The 17,479-nt window shown below is 69.1% G+C and carries 18 protein-coding genes and 1 pseudogene; 10 read left to right on the top strand and 9 right to left on the bottom strand.

The window, feature by feature from the left end; all coding sequences use genetic code 11:
- The first annotated feature begins 259 nt into the window (after window positions 1-259).
- The 4 genes from AZOLI_RS25845 to AZOLI_RS25830 all read left to right on the top strand — a co-directional run bounded on the left by AZOLI_RS25845 (window position 260) and on the right by AZOLI_RS25830 (window position 4,906).
- Complete coding sequence (locus AZOLI_RS25845) at window positions 260-1,105, top strand: phosphate/phosphite/phosphonate ABC transporter substrate-binding protein (protein ID WP_014189600.1); 846 nt, start codon at window positions 260-262, stop codon at window positions 1,103-1,105.
- A complete protein-coding gene (locus AZOLI_RS25840) occupies window positions 1,102-3,840 on the top strand; it encodes a hybrid sensor histidine kinase/response regulator (RefSeq protein WP_014189599.1) in 2,739 nt (912 codons plus the stop codon). The genes AZOLI_RS25845 and AZOLI_RS25840 overlap by 4 nt, the downstream gene beginning before the upstream one ends.
- A gap of 151 nt (window positions 3,841-3,991) precedes the next feature.
- Window positions 3,992-4,372, top strand: a complete 381-nt coding sequence (locus AZOLI_RS25835) for a hypothetical protein (RefSeq protein ID WP_014189598.1) — start codon at window positions 3,992-3,994, stop codon at window positions 4,370-4,372.
- A gap of 159 nt (window positions 4,373-4,531) precedes the next feature.
- Window positions 4,532-4,906 (top strand): response regulator, encoded by a 375-nt coding sequence (locus AZOLI_RS25830; protein WP_014189597.1) that lies wholly within the window; start codon window positions 4,532-4,534, stop codon window positions 4,904-4,906.
- 13 nt (window positions 4,907-4,919) lie between these two features.
- On the opposite strand, the gene AZOLI_RS25825 is transcribed toward AZOLI_RS25830, so the two are convergent.
- Complete coding sequence (locus AZOLI_RS25825) at window positions 4,920-6,122, bottom strand: NnrS family protein (RefSeq protein ID WP_014189596.1); 1,203 nt, start codon at window positions 6,120-6,122, stop codon at window positions 4,920-4,922.
- Between the two features lie 307 nt (window positions 6,123-6,429).
- Here AZOLI_RS25825 and AZOLI_RS25820 point away from each other — a divergent pair, with 307 nt between their 5' ends.
- Entirely contained in the window at window positions 6,430-7,704 is a 1,275-nt protein-coding gene (locus AZOLI_RS25820; RefSeq protein ID WP_014189595.1) for a winged helix-turn-helix domain-containing protein, read from the top strand.
- On the opposite strand, the gene AZOLI_RS25815 is transcribed toward AZOLI_RS25820, so the two are convergent.
- On the bottom strand, window positions 7,664-8,143 hold the full coding sequence (locus AZOLI_RS25815) for an Lrp/AsnC family transcriptional regulator (protein ID WP_014189594.1): 480 nt from the start codon (window positions 8,141-8,143) through the stop codon (window positions 7,664-7,666). The two genes, AZOLI_RS25820 and AZOLI_RS25815, sit on opposite strands and share 41 nt — an antisense overlap.
- A 131-nt stretch (window positions 8,144-8,274) precedes the next feature.
- On the opposite strand from AZOLI_RS25815, the gene AZOLI_RS25810 reads away from it, so the two are divergent.
- Together AZOLI_RS25810 and AZOLI_RS25805 are read left to right on the top strand one after the other, a co-directional pair.
- A complete protein-coding gene (locus AZOLI_RS25810) occupies window positions 8,275-8,898 on the top strand; it encodes a DedA family protein (protein ID WP_014189593.1) in 624 nt (207 codons plus the stop codon).
- A gap of 121 nt (window positions 8,899-9,019) precedes the next feature.
- Window positions 9,020-9,709: an alpha/beta fold hydrolase gene (locus AZOLI_RS25805; protein ID WP_014189592.1), complete on the top strand. Its 690-nt coding sequence runs from the start codon at window positions 9,020-9,022 to the stop codon at window positions 9,707-9,709.
- On the opposite strand, the gene AZOLI_RS25800 is transcribed toward AZOLI_RS25805, so the two are convergent.
- The gene (locus tag AZOLI_RS25800) at window positions 9,706-10,446 is read right to left on the bottom strand and encodes an AraC family transcriptional regulator (protein WP_044553178.1); all 741 of its coding nucleotides are present in this window, start codon (window positions 10,444-10,446) and stop codon (window positions 9,706-9,708) included. The two genes, AZOLI_RS25805 and AZOLI_RS25800, sit on opposite strands and share 4 nt — an antisense overlap.
- A gap of 184 nt (window positions 10,447-10,630) precedes the next feature.
- On the opposite strand from AZOLI_RS25800, the gene yddG reads away from it, so the two are divergent.
- Window positions 10,631-11,575, top strand: a complete 945-nt coding sequence (gene yddG / locus AZOLI_RS25795; protein ID WP_014189590.1) for an aromatic amino acid exporter YddG — start codon at window positions 10,631-10,633, stop codon at window positions 11,573-11,575.
- 9 nt (window positions 11,576-11,584) lie between these two features.
- Here yddG and AZOLI_RS31810 read toward each other — a convergent pair whose 3' ends face one another.
- From AZOLI_RS31810 to AZOLI_RS25780, 3 genes and pseudogenes are all read right to left on the bottom strand, one after another.
- The gene (locus AZOLI_RS31810) at window positions 11,585-12,133 is read right to left on the bottom strand and encodes an IS5 family transposase (RefSeq protein WP_244442499.1); all 549 of its coding nucleotides are present in this window, start codon (window positions 12,131-12,133) and stop codon (window positions 11,585-11,587) included.
- A pseudogene (locus AZOLI_RS33685) lies at window positions 12,091-12,339 on the bottom strand (transposase); the annotation flags it as partial. The gene AZOLI_RS31810 and the pseudogene AZOLI_RS33685, both read right to left, overlap by 43 nt.
- A gap of 78 nt (window positions 12,340-12,417) precedes the next feature.
- Window positions 12,418-13,785: a nucleobase:cation symporter-2 family protein gene (locus tag AZOLI_RS25780; protein ID WP_044553356.1), complete on the bottom strand. Its 1,368-nt coding sequence runs from the start codon at window positions 13,783-13,785 to the stop codon at window positions 12,418-12,420.
- 266 nt (window positions 13,786-14,051) lie between these two features.
- Between AZOLI_RS25780 and AZOLI_RS25775 the strand changes: the two genes are divergently transcribed.
- Both AZOLI_RS25775 and AZOLI_RS25770 read left to right on the top strand, forming a co-directional pair.
- Entirely contained in the window at window positions 14,052-14,390 is a 339-nt protein-coding gene (locus AZOLI_RS25775; RefSeq protein ID WP_014189588.1) for a hypothetical protein, read from the top strand.
- A gap of 1 nt (window position 14,391) precedes the next feature.
- The gene (locus AZOLI_RS25770) at window positions 14,392-15,723 is read left to right on the top strand and encodes a GH1 family beta-glucosidase (RefSeq protein WP_014189587.1); all 1,332 of its coding nucleotides are present in this window, start codon (window positions 14,392-14,394) and stop codon (window positions 15,721-15,723) included.
- On the opposite strand, the gene AZOLI_RS25765 is transcribed toward AZOLI_RS25770, so the two are convergent.
- The 3 genes from AZOLI_RS25765 to AZOLI_RS32745 form a co-directional block, all read right to left on the bottom strand.
- Window positions 15,720-16,283, bottom strand: coding sequence for a HutD/Ves family protein (locus AZOLI_RS25765; RefSeq protein WP_244442674.1), 564 nt, complete (start codon window positions 16,281-16,283; stop codon window positions 15,720-15,722). The genes AZOLI_RS25770 and AZOLI_RS25765 overlap by 4 nt on opposite strands.
- A 67-nt stretch (window positions 16,284-16,350) precedes the next feature.
- Entirely contained in the window at window positions 16,351-17,049 is a 699-nt protein-coding gene (locus tag AZOLI_RS25760; RefSeq protein ID WP_044553176.1) for a hypothetical protein, read from the bottom strand.
- Between the two features lie 231 nt (window positions 17,050-17,280).
- Window positions 17,281-17,454 carry a hypothetical protein gene (locus AZOLI_RS32745; RefSeq protein WP_162488431.1) on the bottom strand — a complete coding sequence of 58 codons (174 nt, stop codon included), beginning with the start codon at window positions 17,452-17,454 and terminating at the stop codon, window positions 17,281-17,283.
- Window positions 17,455-17,479 lie beyond the last annotated feature (25 nt).

Here is a 17,479-nt window from a genome sequence, read left to right as displayed (position 1 = left end):
CTCCGGCTCCACCGGCCGGCTCCGGATCAGCGCGGAACCGGAACAATGGTGCGAGTGGAATTGCCGGAAATTTCAAAGACATGACGGCAGTAAAGCCCCTGCCCGTGACAAGCGGGCGCATCGCCTGCCCTGCGCGCTCCTGTCCCTATCTATGACATTTATCCGATGTTAGATGTTTTGGCCCAGACCCTGGGCCGAGCCGCTGCCGTCGTCACAGCCGTCCCTTCGCGCGCCTGCACTTCGCAAGGATCGAATCCCCATGACCAAGCGCCTGTCCGCCGGCATCCTCGCGCTCTGTTCCGCCCTCCTCTGCAGCCTGACGGCGGCCATGCCGGCCCGGGCGGAGGAACAGGCGCTGCGCATCGGCATCGCCCCGCACACCAGCGCCCGCGTCATCGTCGAACAGTACCAGCCGGTGCGCCGGGCGGTGGAACAGGCGCTCGGCCGGCCGGTGGAAATCGTGACGGCACCCGACTTCACCGCCTTCGCCCGCCGCGCGCTCGATCAGGACTATGACGTCGCCGTGACCACCGGCCATCAGGCGCAGCTTCTGCGCAAGGACGCCGGCTATCTGCCGCTGCTGACCTACAAGGCGGACTTCCGCGCCTTGGTGGTGACGGCGGCCAAGGGACCCTACCGAACGGCGGAGTCGTTGGCCGGCACCACCGTGCTGGGGCTCAGCCCGTCCTCGCTGGTGACGCTGTGGGGTCAGCGCTGGCTGGCCGACCGGGCTACGCCCGACATCCAGCTCCGCTATGTCAGCGCCGCCGACAGCGTGGCCCAGCTGATCCTGGCCGGCGACGCATCGGCCGGCTTCATGTCGCTCGCCAACCTCGCCAAGCTGTCGCCGGAGGTGCAGGCCCAGCTCGCCACCATCGCCGAAAGCCCGCCGATGGCCGGCCGCGCCTATATGCTGAACGGCAAGGAGGCCGCCTTGGCGGAGCCGCTGCGCAAGGCCCTGCTCGCCTTCGGCGCGACGAATGAGGGAAAGACCTATTTCGACAGCAACCAGCTGGGCGGCTATCGTCCGCTCACCGACGCAGAGCTGGAGGCGATGGAGCCGATGGCCGAAGAGGTGCGGCGCGTGCTGAAGGCCGGCAAATGATCCTGACCCGTCTGGCACCCTGGAAGACCCTGCGCGGGCGCATGCTGGCCGCCGCGATGGCGGTCGAGGCGATCATGCTGACGCTGCTGGTCGCCAACAGCGTGCGCCTGCTCTATGGCAGTCTCGCCGAACAGGCCCGGCTGCACGCCGATCAGGTGGCGCCGGTGCTGAACGCCGCGCTGGTGGCTCCGCTGGCCCAGCGCGACTATGCGACCCTGCAGGCGATCCTGGACGAAAGCCGGTCGACCGGCGGGCTGCTCTATCTCGCCGTCAGCGACAGCAAGGGAAAGCTGGTGGCGATCAGCGGCTGGCCGCAGGACCGCAAACTTCCCGATCCCGATCCGTCCCTGTCGCTGGACGGCAAGGACGGCGTCGCCCGCTATGACGTGGCGGTGCCGGTGTCGCTGGCCGGGCAAAGGCTGGGGGCGGTGCAGTTCGGGCTGGACCTGCTGCACATCGTCCAGGCGCGGCGCGACCTGCTGACCCAGGGCATCGCCATCGCCCTGTCGGAGATCCTGTTGTCGGCCGGACTGCTGGTCCTGCTGGGCCTGTGGCTGACCCGGCATCTGGCGGCGCTGGCGCGGGCCAGCGAACGGGTGGCCGCCGGCGACTACAGCCCGCCGGATCTGGCGGAGGGTGACGACGACATCGGCCGGCTGGGCGCCGCCTTCAACACCATGTCGCACGCCATCAAGGAGCGCGTCGACCAGCTGACCGTGGCGCTGGACGAGCAGGAGGCGCTCGCCCGCGACGTGGAGCAGGAGCGCGCCCGCCTGTCCGCGCTGCTGTCGGCGATGGATTTCGGCGTGCTGTTCGTCGGCGGCGACGGCCGCATCGCCTATGCCAACCCGGCCTTCTCCGCCCTGTTCACGGTTGCCGGCGCGCCGGTCGGCCACCGGCTGGACGAGACGCTGGCCAATGCCGGCAACGCCCCGCTGGACACCGATCACGCCCTGCTGTCGGCGGTGGATGCCGACGAGCGGCGCGAGATGACGCTGACCGACGGGCGGATCGCCAGCTGGCACAATGTCCCGGTGCGCAACGCCGCCGGGGCCGCCATCGGCAAGCTGTGGCTGTGCATCGACGTGACCGAACCGCGCCGCGCCGCCGAACAGCTGCTCCTGGCCAAGGAGAAGGCGGAGGCCGCCAGCCGGTCGAAGACCGAATTCCTGGCGACCGTCAGCCACGAACTGCGCACCCCGATGAACGGCGTGCTCGGCAACCTGACCCTGCTGGCCGACGGGAAATTGCCGGCGGAGGAGAAGCGGCTGGCCGATATCGCCCGCCGGTCGGCCGAGACGCTGCTGCGGCTGCTGGACGACATCCTCGACCTGTCGAAGCTGGAGGCCCGCCGCATCGAGCTGGAGGAGGCCGACTGCGCCCTGCCCCAGCTGATCGACGGCGTCCTGGAGCTGCTGCGCCCCAACGCCGCCGACAAGGGGCTGGAGCTGTCGGCCCGGCTGATGCCCTCGGTGCCGGAGGTGATCGTCACCGACCCGGCCCGCCTGCGCCAGATCCTGTTCAATCTGGTCGGCAATGCCGTGAAATTCACCGAGGAGGGTCATGTCTCTGTGCGGGTGCGCCGGCTGGACCGCGATCCCGACGGCCCGGTCGCCCGCCGCCACCCGGACTCCTTCCGGCTGGAGTTCGAGGTGGAGGACACCGGCATCGGCATCGCCCCCGGCTCGGTGCCCACGCTGTTCGACCGCTTCACCCAGGCCGACAGCTCCATCACCCGGCGCTATGGCGGGACCGGGCTGGGTCTGGCGATCTGCCGCGACCTCTGCCTGCTGATGGGCGGCGGCATCGAGGTCGACACCGCGCCCGGCCGGGGCAGCGTCTTCCGCTTCACCATCGTCGCCCGTCCTGGCGATCCGTCGGCCCTGCGCCGGGTCGATCCCTCCCAGTCCACGAGCGTCGGCGAGGCCGCGCGCGTCGCGGCGCTGCCGCCGCTGCGCGTGCTGGCGGTCGACGACATCGAGGTCAACCGCGACATCGTCCGCGGCATCCTGGAGCGTGCCGGCCACAGCGTGGCGCTGGCCGCCAGCGGCGGGGAGGCGGTGCGCCTGGTGCGCGAACAGCCCTTCGACCTCGTGCTGATGGACATCCAGATGCCGGGCATGGACGGGCTGACCGCCACCCGCCGGGTGCGCGAGCTTGCCAACCCCAAGGGACAGGTCCCCATCCTGGCGCTGACCGCCCATGCCTCCGGCAGTTCGCGGCCGGAATGCCTGTCGGCGGGAATGAACGGTTTCGTCACCAAGCCCTTGCGCCCGGCCGCCCTCTTCGCCGAGATGGCGTCGGTGCTGGACAAGACCGTGCCAACCCCGCCTGCCCCTCCACCGCCCGCCCACCACGCCGCTGCCCCGGAGGCTGCCATGACCGACACCCACAACGCCCCGGATGATGGCCTTCTGGACGAGGAACAGGTCTCCCTCCTGCTGGAGGTGCTGACCGCCGAGGATTGGAGCGCTTCGCTGGACGGCTTCACCGACAACGGCCGCAAGACCATCGACGGGCTGATCGCCCAGGCCCGCGCCGGGGAGCCGCACAACCGCACGGCCCACACGCTGAAGGGCACCTCGCTGAATCTCGGCGCCGCCGCGCTGGGCCGTCTGGCGAAGGAGCTGGAACATGCCCCGTCCGCCACGGTCCTGGCGCAGGAGACCCGGCTCTACGACCTGCTCGACCGCTCGCTGGCCGCTTTGCGCGCCCGCCAGCCCCAGGGCGCCTGAATTGAGTGCCTGAATTGAGCATCTGAACGGGTAGGCCGGCGGCCGGTCCTGCACCGACGGGCGGTTCCGCCCTCCACGTTCGGACAGGTCTGCGCGGCACAAAAGCCTTTCTGCGGCGTTGTCCATCCAGGACCACGATCAGAGAGGCGACATGAGCGAGCTTGCGGACGATCTCGACCGGCCGACCGGCCTGCGGACCGACACGGTGCGCGCGACGGTTCGGGACCCCCTGACGGCGGCCGGCTTCCGGCCCATGGATCTGGGCGACGGCTGCCATGCCTGGTTTCGCCGTTCCGACGACGGCAACCATGCGCTGATCTCGCACAACAACGCGCTCGACGGCGACCCGACGGTCGGGGACTGGATCGTCGGCCAATATGGCGAACGCGGCGGCTTCGTCGAGGTCGGCGGCCTGCCGCTGTCCCGCGCGCTGGAGGGGGCGGACGTCCTGCCGTCGCCGGTTCGGCCGGACGGTTCCATGGTGGAAGCCCTCTATCCGTCCCTCCAACAGGCGCTCGATGATCTAGGGTGATAGTCCGGTTGCAGCTTGCGATGGCCCAATGGGCGATGACCAAGGTCAGGATGGACAAGCGGTTGGCCGAACGGAAAAGCTCACGCCGGTTGCCGCATGGGATTTCGGTCCCCATCTCCGGCCTGACCATCGCCCAGACCATCAGCGAGCCGCATGCCCATGGAAGCCGATCAGTCCAAGCCCTTGCGCATCCTGCTCGTGGAAGACGAGCCGCTGGTGGCCATGGCCATCGAGGATTCGCTGGAAGTCCAGAATGTCGGCGTCATCGGCCCGGCCGGCACGGTGGCCGAGGCGCTGGACCTGATCGCCAAGGGGGGGATCGACGCGGCCCTGCTCGACGTCTCGTTACGCGGGGAGCGCGTCGACAGCGTCGCCGACGCGCTGAGCGCCCAGGGCATCCCCTTCGTCTTCACCACCGGCCATGGCGCCGCCGGCCTGCCGAAGGGCCATCAGGACCGCCCCGTCCTGACCAAGCCCTTCCGCGAGGTCGAGATGACCGACGCCATCGACCGCTACTTCCGCGGCGCCGCTTGAAGGCCCCACACCATCAACCCGGACGGCCGTCGACGCGCGGCGACAGCAGGACCGGGGCATAGGCGGCCAGATACAGGGTGAAGGCGGCGACCCAGCCATAGCCCGACCATTGCAGCGCCGCCCACACCCACTCCACCGGCAGCATCGGCGACAAGGTGCGGGCGACGGCCGCGACCGTCAGCAGCACATAGGCGGCGACCGTCAGCCGCGACACCGCCAGCGGACGGCCGGTATGCCCCAGCGAGGCGCGGCTCATCACCGCCAGGATCAGCGTGGCGAAGGCGCCGACCGTCAGCGCATGGGTTCCCACCGCGGCCGGCACGTCGGCAAGCGCGTGCAGCCCGCGCAGCAGCAGCGCCACCGGCACCCACAGATAGCCGACATGCAGGATCCACAGGATCGGCGAGCGCCAGGCCTTCCAGCCCTGCCAGCCGGCCAGCCGCGCGGTATGGGCCACGGCGGCGGCAAGCGCGATCAGCCCGGTGACCACCGACTCCGGCGCCGCCATCGTCGCCGGGATCAGCGCCAGCGTCAGGACGAGGGTTGCCCGCTCCACCAGCGGCCATGAGCGCACGCCAAGACCGGCGCGGCCCAGCCCGTTGCGGGTGAATGCCGGCAGGATGCGCCCGCCGATCACCGTCACCATCATCAGCACGATGCCGAGGCCGAGCGCGAATCCGGCCTCCGCCCCGCCGTCCAGCAGGCCGAGCCACTCCAGATGGATCAGCAGGTTGGCGGTGGTCAGCAGTCCCAGCAGGATCAGGAAGGCGCTGTTGCGCCACTTGCCGGCGGCGACCAGCGGCCGGGCGAGCGCCACGCCCAGCCCCGGCAGGAAAGCGATGTCGATCGCCGCCGCCACCGGTTCCGGCACTCCCGCCCAGGGAAACACGGCGACGCGGCCGGCCATCCACAGCGCGGCAAGCGCCATCAGCGGCGCGCCGGCCACCGCCTTGGTGCCGGTCCAGCTCGGCACGGCGGTCAGCAGGAAGCCGGCGACGGCGGCCACCACCATGCCGAACAGCATCTCATGCGCATGCCAGGCACTGGCGCCGGCGGCATGCTGCGGCCATTCCCCGGTCGCCAGCACGCCTAGCCAGGCGGCCAGCAGCCCGACGGCGGCCACGCCGCTGAACAGGAAGAAGAAGCGGAAACCATATTGGAACAGGATCGGGATCGCGGGGCCGTCGTCGCGGCCGGCAAGACTGGGTGAGGACATGAACGGGGACTCCCCAAAACGGGTGCTGCGGTGCAGGATCGGCCGCCAGCGTGAGCCCGGAACCCCACCCCTGCCTTGACGAAAATCAAACGCATTCGCAAGCTCGTCCCCCACCCTCCCAGGGTTCCCTGCCTGCGGAGCGCCCGTTTGAAGCCCGTCTCCCTCGATGGGAGAGGGGTTGGGGTGAGGGTGGCGCCGGTGCATACCGGCCGGAAACCTGTTCTGTGCCAGTGCCGTACGTATGCTTACCCCTCACCCCAACCCCTCTCCCGCAAGGGGAGAGGGGCTTCAAACGGTCGTTCTGCCCATGCCCCGTTTCGACAGCCTGTCCCTGCGTGAGGCCCGCCGCATCGCCATCGCGGCACAGGGCTTCGCCAGCGGCGCTTCCGATGCCACCGCGGTCGAATCCCGCCATGCCCGGCGCCTGATCGGCCGGCTGGGGCTGGTGCAGATCGATTCCGTCAATGTGCTGGTGCGCTCCCATTACCTGCCGCTCTTCTCGCGGCTGGGGCCGTATGAAGCGGCACTGCTCGACCGGCTGGCCTATGGCGGCAAGCGCCGGGCGCTGTTCGAATATTGGGGCCACGAAGCCTCGCTGATCCCGGTGGAGCAGCAGCCGCTGTTCCGCTGGCGCATGGCGCGGGCCGAGCGCGGCGAGGGCATCTATGGTGAACTCGCCCGCTTCGCCGTCGAGCGCCGCTCCTACATCGACTCCGTCCTGGCGGAGGTTGCGGCGTGCGGACCGATGGGGGCTTCGGAACTCAGCGGGGCCGGGCGCGGGGCCGGCGGCTGGTGGGGGTGGAGCGACGGCAAGCGGGCACTGGAATACCTGTTCTGGGCCGGTCTGGTCACCACCGCCGGACGGCGCGGCTTCGAACGGCTCTACGATTTGCCGGAGCGGGTGCTGCCTGCCGCCGTGCTCGACACCCCGACGCCGGAGGAGGCCGAGGCCCAGCGCGCCCTGCTGCGCATCGCCGCCCGTGCCCATGGCGTGGCGACCGAACGGGACCTTCGCGATTACCACCGGCTGGAGGTCGCCGACACCCGCCTGCGCATCGCCGAGCTGGTGGAGGCCGGGGAACTGCTGCCGGTGACGGTGGAGGGCTGGGAGCGCACCGCCTACGTCACCCCCGACCTGCGCATTCCCCGCAAGGCTCCGGCCCGCGCCCTGCTCTCCCCCTTCGACTCGCTGATCTGGGAACGGCAGCGCACCGAACGCCTGTTCGGCGCCCGCATCCGGCTGGAGATCTACACCCCCGCCCACAAGCGGGAGCATGGCTATTACGTGCTGCCCTTCCTGATGGACGAGCGCATCGCCGCCCGCGTCGACCTGAAATCCGACCGCAAGGCCTGCACCCTGCTGGTCCAGGCCGCCCACACCGAACCCCACGCCAGCCCCGAGGCCGTCGCCCCGCCCCTGGCGGCGGAACTGCGCCGGATGGCCGGCTGGCTGGGGCTGGAGCGCGTGACGGTGGTGGGCGGCAGCGATCTGGCTCCGGCCCTTGCTGGGGCTTTGCAGCAGACTGGAGCAGACGCTTCGATCATTCCAGATGATCCAGCGGCAGCCGGGTCTCGAACTTGACCTCCTTCAGGGTCACGCTCGATTTGACGTGCGACACCGCGGGGATGGAGAAGATGCGTTCGCTGAGAAAGCGGCCGTAATCCTCGGTGGTCGGCACGACGATGCGCAGCAGATAGTCGGCGTCGCCGGTGACGGCGAAGCATTCCAGCACCTGCGGCATGCCGGCGATGGCGGTCTCGAACTGTTCGACCGCATTCTCCTTGTGGCGCTCCAGCGTGACATGGGCGAAGACGCATTCGCCGAGCCCCAGCTTGCGCGGGTCGAGCTGAACCGTGTAGCGGCGGATGACGCCGATATCCTCCATCGACCGCACCCGGCGCCAGCAGGGGGAGGCAGACAGTCCGACCGTATCGCCCAACTCCTGCATGGTCAGGCGGGCATTCTCCTGCAGGGCCGCCAGAATTCCCTTCTCATGCCGGTCGAGCTTGATCGTCGCCATTCCGTCTCTCTTCAATCCGCACCGGGAACCATCATCTAGGGGAACATATGCCGGGCGGGCGGCGACTGCGAGTCCCCCCGGCGCAACCAATCGGCCCGTCCGGTGTTCTCCGGTCGGGCAGACACAGGAGGATGGGTGTGTTCGACTGGATCGTGAGGATGGTGGAGCAGACCGGTTATCTCGGCGTGGCGCTGCTGATGTTCGCGGAGAACCTGTTTCCGCCCATTCCATCGGAGCTGATCCTGCCGCTGGCCGGCTTCACCGCCGCGCGAGGGGACATGAGCCTGCCCCTGGTGGTCGCCGCCGGCACGGCCGGCGCGCTGGCGGGCGCGCTGTTCTGGTACGTCATCGGCCGCTGGGTCGGCAGCGACCGGCTGAAGCACTGGGCGGAACGCCATGGCCGCTGGCTGACCATCGCCCCCGACGAAGTGGACCGGGCGAGCGCCCATTTCCGCGAGCATGGCGGGCGGGCTGTGCTGATCGGCCGGATGATTCCGGCGGTGCGCACGCTGATCTCGATCCCCGCCGGCGTCTCCGGAATGGCACTGACTCCCTTCCTTCTCTACACCACCCTCGGCACCGTAATCTGGACGACCTTCCTCGCCACCGCCGGCTATCTGCTGGAGGACCGCTACCAGCAGGTCGCCGGCTGGCTGAACCCGGTGTCGAACATCGTCGCGGTGGGCATCGCCCTCTGGTACGCCTATCGCGTTGCCACCTTCGGCCGCCGCACCGCCCGTCAGCCGGCCGAGTAACGGCCCGGATTTCCGGCAAGAGGAATTCCATCAAGAGGAAAACTCCCCCGCCCCGGCTGGACGCCGCCGCAGGCCGCATGCTCTCCCTGGTGGGTCCGACCGCCAGCGGGAGAAACGACCCATGAGTTCCACCCCGACCATCATCCTCGTTCACGGCGCCTTCGCCGACGGCTCCAGCTGGAACCGGGTGATCCCCCGCCTGCAGGCGGAGGGGCTGGCGGCGGTCGCGGTGCAGAACCCGCTGGTGTCGCTCGACGACGATGTCGCCCATGTCCAGCGCGCCATCGACCGGACGAAGGGGCCGGTGCTGCTGGTCGGCCATTCCTGGGGCGGGGCGGTCATCACCCAGATCGGCGATCAGGAGCGGGTGAAGGCGCTGGTCTATGTCGCCGCCTTCGCCCCCGATGCCGGGCAATCGCCGAACGATACGCTGAAGCCCTTCCCGCCATCGGCCGGCCTGTCCGGCGTCTCGGTCGACAAGGGCCGTTTCCTCACCCTGACACCGGAAGGCATGGCCCGCAACTTCGCCCAGGATCTGGCACCGGAAGAGGCCGCCCTGCTGGCCGCAACCCAGGGGCCGGTGGCAGCCGCCTGCTTCGCCACCAGGGTTTCCGCCGCCGCCTGGAAGGCAAAGCCCGCCTGGTACATCGTCGCCACCCAGGACCGCATGCTGCCGCCGGACTTCCTGCGCGCCACCGCCGGGCGCATCGGCGCCCGCACCGTCGAGGTCGAGAGCGGCCACGCCCCCCACCTGTCGCACCCGGACGCCGTTGCGGCGGTGATCGTCGAGGCGGCGCGCGCCGCGGTCTAGAGTCGGTTCCGCAACGCCCCCGGCGTGGTGCCGCGGCGGCGGCGCAGGCTGCGGGTCAGGGCGCTCTGGTCGGAGAAGCCCACCGACAATGCCACGTCCGCCAAGGGCAGATCTCCGGCGCGAAGCAGCGCCTCCGCCCGGTCCAGCCGCAGCTCGGCCAGCCGGCGGGCCGGGGTGGTGCCGGTCTGCGCCCGGAAGCGCTCATGGAATCGGCTGGGCGCCAGCCCGACCGCGGCGGCCAGGTCAGCCACCGTCAACGGCTCCTCGCAGCGTTCCGCCATCAGGGCCAGGGCCCGCTCCACCGGATCGTCCGGCGCGGCGGGGGTGGGACGGCGCGCTTCCAGGGCGCGCAGCAGCAGCCCGGCCGCATGATGAGCCAGCACCGGATCGAGCGGCCGGTCGGACGCCTCCGCCGCCAGATAGCGCACCAATCCATCCAGCGCCGTGTCGATGGCGAAGAAGGCGTCGCAAGCCTGTACCGCGGCCTCCGGCACCAGCCCGCCGGCCGGCACGTCCAGCACGACGAAGCGGTTGGTCCCGGCGCTGCGGAAGCTGTGCGGCATCCCGTCCGCCACCAGCACACCGCGCCCGTCGCCCACCCGCCCGCAAGCGCCGCCGACCTCCATGTCGAGGGTCCCGGCGATGGGCAGGACGATCTGGTGATGCTCATGCGCGTGCCGCCGCTCGAACCCGTCGTAACTGCGGGTGCTGACGCTCGGCCGATGCGGGGACGCCACGCCGTCGGACTCCTGGGGAACGGGTTGGAGCGGCCATGCTACGCCGTCAGCCCCGTAGCGTACAGGCACACATAGGATCCCTTCCGCCGGAGAATCGGTCAATCCCGGCCGGAGCCCCGGTCAAGACAGTCTGCCGTTCACCGGCTATGGTCGCTCCCTCCGCGTCAACCGACCGATCCGCATCATGCCCGCCTCAACTGCCGCCCGCCCCGCCCTGTCCGACCGCCGTGCCGTCAACCGCGCGACGCTGGTCGGCTTCATCGCCATCCTGTTGTGGGCGACACTGGCCCCGCTGGCGACGCTGGCCTCGATGGTGCCGCCGTTCCAGCTGGTGGCGACCTCCTTCCTGCTGGCCTTCCTGGTCGGCAGTTGCTGGACGGCGCTGCGCGGCGACAACCCCTTGCGCTATTTCCGCCAGCCGCCCGCCGCCTGGGCGCTGGGGGTGGGCGGGCTGTTCGGCTTCCACTTCCTCTATTTCATGGCGCTGCAGGCGGCGCCGCCAGTGGAAGCCAACCTGATCAACTATCTGTGGCCGCTGCTGATCGTGCTGTTCTCGGCATTGCTGCCGGGGGAGCGGCTGCGGGCGTGGCATGTCGGCGGCGCCGTCGCCGGCTTGGCGGGCACCGCGCTGCTGATCGCCCGCGGCGGAAGCGGCGGCCTGGGGAGCGGGCTTTCCATCGATCCGGCGCATCTGCCGGGCTATGCCGCGGCCCTGGGCAGCGCCGTCACCTGGGCCGGCTATTCGGTGCTGCGCCGCCGGCTGGGCCAGATCGGCGAGGCGCCGACCGACGCCGTCAGCGCCTTCTGCCTCGCCACCGCGATCCTGTCGCTGCTCTGCCATCTGGCGCTGGAACAGACGGTGTGGCCGGAGACCGCCGCCGGCTGGGGAGCGATGCTGCTGTTGGGGCTGGGACCGGTGGGGGCGGCCTTCTTCGTCTGGGATTACGGCGTGCGCCACGGCGACATCCGGGCGCTGGGGGCGCTGTCCTATCTGGCGCCGCTGCTGTCGACCCTGCTGCTGGTCCTGTTCGGCCTCGCCGCCAATTCGGCGATCATCTGGGTGTCCTGCGCCCTGATCGCCGGCGGCTCGCTGCTGGCAAGCAAGGACCTGCTGCTGCGGAAGTCCTAGGGCGTGTCGTCAGTTGAGCCAGATGACAGCCGACACGAGGTAAACAGCCGCCAAGAAAGTGCTGGCAAGCTTGTCGTATCGAGTTGCAATGGCTCGGAAGCCCTTCAGCTTGTTGAAGAATCGCTCGACGAGATTACGTTCGCGGTACAAGGCGAAATCGGTATCGCGGGCGATCAGCCGATTAGCCTTGGACGGGATGACGGGGACGATGTCGCGCTCCTTCAATGCGTCGATCAGGGCGTCGCCATCATAGGCCTTGTCGGCGATGAGGGCCTGCGGCTCGACCGCGTCGAGCAGAGGGGCGGCTTGGCTGAAGTCAGAGGCCTGACCGGGGGTCAGGGAGATCGCCACCGGGTTGCCCAAGGCGTCCACGATGGCATGGATCTTCGTCGTCAGCCCCCCTCGTGATCGGCCGATGGCTTGGCAGGCGCCCCCTTTTTTCGCGCCCCGGCGCTGTGCTGGTGGGCGCGGACGATGGTCGCGTCGAGCATCATGTACTCGTTGTCGCTGTCCTCGGCCAGGGCTTTGAAAAGGCGCTCGAACACCCCGCTCTCGCACCAGCGGCGGTAGCGGCGGTGGGTGTTCTTCCAATCCCCGAACCGGGTGGGCAGGTCGCGCCAGGGAATGCCAGCCCGGTAACGGTACAGCACCGCCTCGACGAACAGGCGGTTGTCCTTCGCCGTCCCCCCGACATGGCCTACCCGCCCCGGCAGAAAATCCTGGACCCGCTCCCACTGATCGTCGCGCAAAGCATAGCGTCGCATTCGTCGGCCCTCCCGTCAGCCGACCCTCTATGAATCACGCATTCCTACCGCTGGGAATCCCATAACTGACGACACGCCCTAGGCCTCCACCCCATGCGCCGCGGCGGCGGCGTCGTGACGGGCACGGGCGCCCGTCGCCAGGCCGTTGAAGTACCAGTTCAGCGCCACCGCCGTCAGGGTGCCCAGCAGGATGCCGCTGTGCAGCAGCGGCGACAGGAAGGCCGGCATCTGCGAAAAGAACTTGTCGGACACCAGCGGAATCAGCCCGACGCCGACGCTGACCGCCACGACGATCAGGTTCTCGCGCCGGTTGGCGTAATCGACCTGCGACAGGATCCGTACGCCGGTCGCCGCCACCATGCCGAACATCACCAGCCCGGCGCCGCCCAGCACGAAGGCCGGCACCGACGCCACCACATGGGCCAGCTTCGGCAGCAGCCCCAGCAGAAGCAGGATCAGCCCGCCAGCCGCGCAGACCCAGCGGCTGCGCACGCCGGTCACCCCGACCAGCCCGACATTCTGCGAGAAGGAGGTGTAGGGAAAGGTGTTGAAGACGCCGCCGATCAGCGTGCCCAGCCCGTCGGTGCGCAGGCCGCGGACCAGATCCTCCTGCGTCACCGGGCGGCCGACCATGTCGCCGACGGCCAGGAACATGCCGGTCGACTCGATCATCACCACGATCATCACCAGCGACATGGTCAGGATGGCGATGGGGTCGAAGACCGGCAGGCCGAATTGGAAGGGCTGGACCAGCGCCACCCACGGTGCCTCGGCCAGACCGCTGAAATTGACCATGCCCAGCGCCATCGCCAGCACCATGCCGGCCACCAGCCCCAGCAGCACCGCGACGTTGCGGACGAATCCGCGGCCATGCTTCATCAGCGCCAGGATCGTCGCCAGCACGAAGGCGGCAACCCCCAGGAAGGCCGGATCGCCGAAGCGCGGGTTGCCCACCCCGCCGCCGGCCCAGCCCACCCCGACCCGCATCAGCGAGATGCCGATGATGGCGATGACGCTGCCGGTCACCACCGGGGGGAACAAAGGCAGCAGCCGGCCGACCAGCGGCGCCGCCACCATGGCGAAGATGCCGGATCCGATCACCGCGCCATAGATCCCCAGGAGCCCCAGCGACGGGTTGGCCGCCATCGCCACCATCGGCCCGACGGCGGCAAAGGTGACGCCCATCATGATCGGCAGCCGGATGCCGAAGCGCCAGAACCCCACCGCCTGGATCAGCGTGACCACGCCGCAGGCGAACAGGTCGGCGTTGATCAGCATGGCGATCTGGTCCTTGGGCAGCTTCAGCGCCCCGCCGATGATCAGCGGCACCGCGACGGCCCCGGCATACATCACCAGCACATGCTGCAGACCCAGCGCCAGCAGCCGCCAGGGCGGCAGCACCTCGTCGACGGGATGGGCGGCTGTCTTGTCGGTGGCGCGTGTCATGGCGCAAGCCTCGCTGTCCTGTTGTGCGGCATCGCGATGCATGGGCCGTGCCGCATCGCCGCCCCCGCTTGTTCGGCGGGCTCCCGACGCTCCTGCGCAGTTCTTGGGCATATGCGGCAGGAAAATGCCCGTACAGGTGGCAGATCCCGCGCGGTTTTTTGCCGCGCGGGGTAGAGACCGCAATGGAGGCTGCGATATTCTTTAACGATCCGTGGGTACAGTCGCTGTCGCCTACCCCTTTCGCGCAACCCGAACAGAGCGTCGCGATGAGCAAGTCGATCGAAGGTGTATCCAACTGGATGCACATGTTCCGTTGGATCGTGAAGCTGATCCGCGACGAGTACGGGGTGGACGAAGCTCTGCTGACCCGGAATGCGACGCTGGAAACCGACATCCAGCTGTCGATCGACCAGATCGAACAGGTTCTGGAATACATCTCCGAAAGCTTCGGCATCCGATTCCCCGAAGGGACGCTGGACGAGCTGGTGAAGCTGGAGGAGCTTTGCCTGTTGGCGAGCTGGATCAAGGGCTATTACAAGCGCCCCGAGTTCATCTCCGACGAGTTCGAGAACCGCTGCCGCAGCATCAACCAGATTGCCGCCTGAGATGACAGACCCGACCTCCTCCTATCCGCCCGGATTCGTCTGGGGCGTCTCCACCTCCGCCTACCAGATCGAAGGCGCGGCGGCCGAGGACGGGCGCGGCGCCAGCATCTGGGATGTCCGCTGCCGCACCCAGGGCGGGGTGGTGAACGGCGACACCGGCGACGTCGCCTGCGACCATTACCACCGGATGCCGGAGGATGTGGCGCTGATGAAGGGGTTGGGCGTCGACGCCTACCGCTTCTCGGTGTCCTGGCCGCGGGTGCTGCCGCGTGGCAAGGGGGCGGTGAACGAAGCCGGGCTGGACTTCTACGACCGGCTGATCGACCGGCTGCTGGAGGCGGGGATCGAGCCCTGGCTGTGTCTCTATCACTGGGACCTGCCGCAGGCGCTGCAGGATATGGGCGGCTGGTCGGCCCGCGACTGCGCCGGCTGGTATGCCGACTATGCCGCGCTCTGCGCCCGGCGCTATGGCGACCGGGTGAAGCGCTGGATCACCTTCAACGAGTTCTCGGTCTTCACCCTGTTCGGCTATGCTATTCCGTGGGCGGCGCCGGGAATCGTCGACCGGGCGCAGCATCTGCGCGCCATCCATCACGTCAACCTCGCCCACGGCGCCGGGGTGGACGTGCTGCGCGATCTGGTGCCGGGCGCCTCCATCGGCGCAATCCACAACCGCCAGGTCGTGATTCCCGAGACCGACACGCCGGAGAACCGCGCCGCAGCGTCGCTGCTGGACGAGCATTGGAACCTCGTCTTCTGCGACCCGCAGATCCTCGGCCATTATCCGCCGCAGACCGCCGCCGCCATCGAGCCTTACGTACAGGCCGGCGACATGGCGCGCATCGCCCGGCCGGTGGACTGGTTCGGGCTGAACCACTACGGCCCGATCTTCGCCAAGGCCGACCCGGCTCGGAGCTGGGGCTATGGCTGGGGCGACGCGCCGCCCGATTCGCCGACCCACGGCGTCGGCTGGGCCATCTTCCCCGACGCCTTCCGGGACGAGCTGCTGACCATCCAGCGCCGCTACCGCCTGCCCATCGTGGTGACGGAGAACGGTTGCGGCGGCAGCGATACCGTCAGCCCCGACGGCGCCGTCCACGACCCCCACCGCATCAACTACCTGACCATCTACAACGCCGCGATGCGCGACGCGATGGCCCAGGGTGCCGATGTGCAGGGATATTTCGTCTGGTCGCTGCTGGACAATTTCGAATGGGGCAGCGGCTATGGCCAACGCTTCGGCATCGTCCATGTGGACTTCCAGACCCTGGCCCGCACGCCGAAGGACTCGGCGCGCTGGTATGCGGAGCTGATCCGGTCGGCGAAGGCCTAACGCCGCCGCACCTCCGCGCACACGCCCTCCGCGCCCTCCGGCACCTCCACCCGCGCGGTGCCGTCGCGCAGAAGCAGACTGTGTCCTTCGGGAACCGGCAGGGTGTCTCCGCCATCGGGCGTGACGGACAGGCATCCGGCAAGGGCGTGGACGAGCACCACATCGCCGTCGGCATGTTGGCCGGCCAGACCCGTAAGCAGCGACAGGGTGCCGGTGGCCGACGCGCGGGCGAGCATCAGGTTCACGTCGCGGATCGGGCCGGCGGTCGGCTCGCACCACACCGCCGCTTCGCCGGGAAAGGCGAAGGCGGGGTCCAGGCGGCGCCGCTCGACCGGCGGGGCGCCGTCGACGGACAGGCGCATGCCGTCGCCCTCCACCACGGCGATCAGACGGTCATAGCCGGGAAAGGCCGAAAATGGACCGGGTTCGACGACATCGGCGATGCTGACCCGCCAGAGGAATCGGCCGTCCGTTGCCGGCTCCACCGCAAGTTCGGTGGTGACGCCGCCGCCATTCTTCCAGGGAACGCGGCGGTGATCGGCAGGGCTCAGAAGGGTCACGGTGGGCAAGGTCAGCCTCCGGCGCGGATGAACTCCGCACCGTCATAGCACAGCCGGTGCCGATGCCTCAGGCGAAGAGGTTGAAGCTGCCCATCAGCTTCTGCGTGCCGGTCTGGCCGGTGGGGATCGAGTTCAGGCTGCCGATGGCGCTGTTCAGCCCGTCCAGCGTCGCCTGCTGCCCGGTGGTCAGCGCGAGGCCGGTATCGCCCTTGGCCGGCGCCTTGGCCACGGTGTCGTAGTCCTTGCTGTAGTTCCCCATCACCAGCTGCATGGCGTAGTTCTTGGGGTCCTTGTCCGGCTGGCCCTTGTCGCGGGTGACGCGCAGGGTGTAGTCGCCCTTGTCGACCGTCAGGTTGCCGGCCTGCAGCTTCTTGAAGGAGTCATAATCGTCGCCGGACTTCGGGTCGCTGTCGGCCAACACCCGGCCCAGCCGGTTCATCAGCTGGACGCGCACGCCGTCGTCGCCGACCTGACCCATGGTCATCTCACCCTTGGTGGTGACCTTGAACTTGTAGAAATCCACCTTGTCGTTCGCCGACAGCGTGCTGGCGACGTTCAGGCGGGTGGCGTTCTTGGCGAGCACGCCGATGTCGGTGGCGCCGGCCGTGGTGGTCAGCGCCGATTTCTTGACCGTCTTGGAAAATTCCTGGACGTCGCCGACAGCTTGGTTGCTCTGCGACTTCTTGATCGCATCGACCGCGTTCTTGATCGACGCGTTGAGGCTGGACACCATAGAGCTGACGCTTGAGAGAGCATCATCCGCCATGATCCGTCATCCTTCTTCCGATCCGACCAACACGCCCAAACCCGAACGCACGGATTTGGATGCCGCCGAGATTACCCACTGATGTGCGGCCGGCTGCGCCGCCACCCGGACACGTCTGCCCTAAGGGAGTATACGACAACAGCCGGCGGAACATAGGCAGGATTCGTGATTTTTTTGGTCCAAAGCTGGGATGCGGGGCCTGCATGCCGGAATCGGCGGCCCGATCCCGGCTCAGGATCGCGGCTTTCCTTCCATTCCCGGGGTCGGTGCGGTGTGCGCGGCGGCGGCGGCGGACAGGGCCGCCGCCGGCTGGGCCGACTCGGAGGAGGCCGGGCGGGCCGGCTCGTCGGCCAGGGGGCAGTGGGGCGGCTGGGTGGGGCCGGTGACGACATCGAAATCGAACATGACAACCTCTCTTGCGGATGATGAG

The sequence above is a fragment of the Azospirillum lipoferum 4B genome, from assembly GCF_000283655.1.
In the GTDB taxonomy this organism is placed as follows: domain Bacteria; phylum Pseudomonadota; class Alphaproteobacteria; order Azospirillales; family Azospirillaceae; genus Azospirillum; species Azospirillum lipoferum_C.
This window is presented reverse-complemented; position numbering and strand designations above follow the sequence as displayed.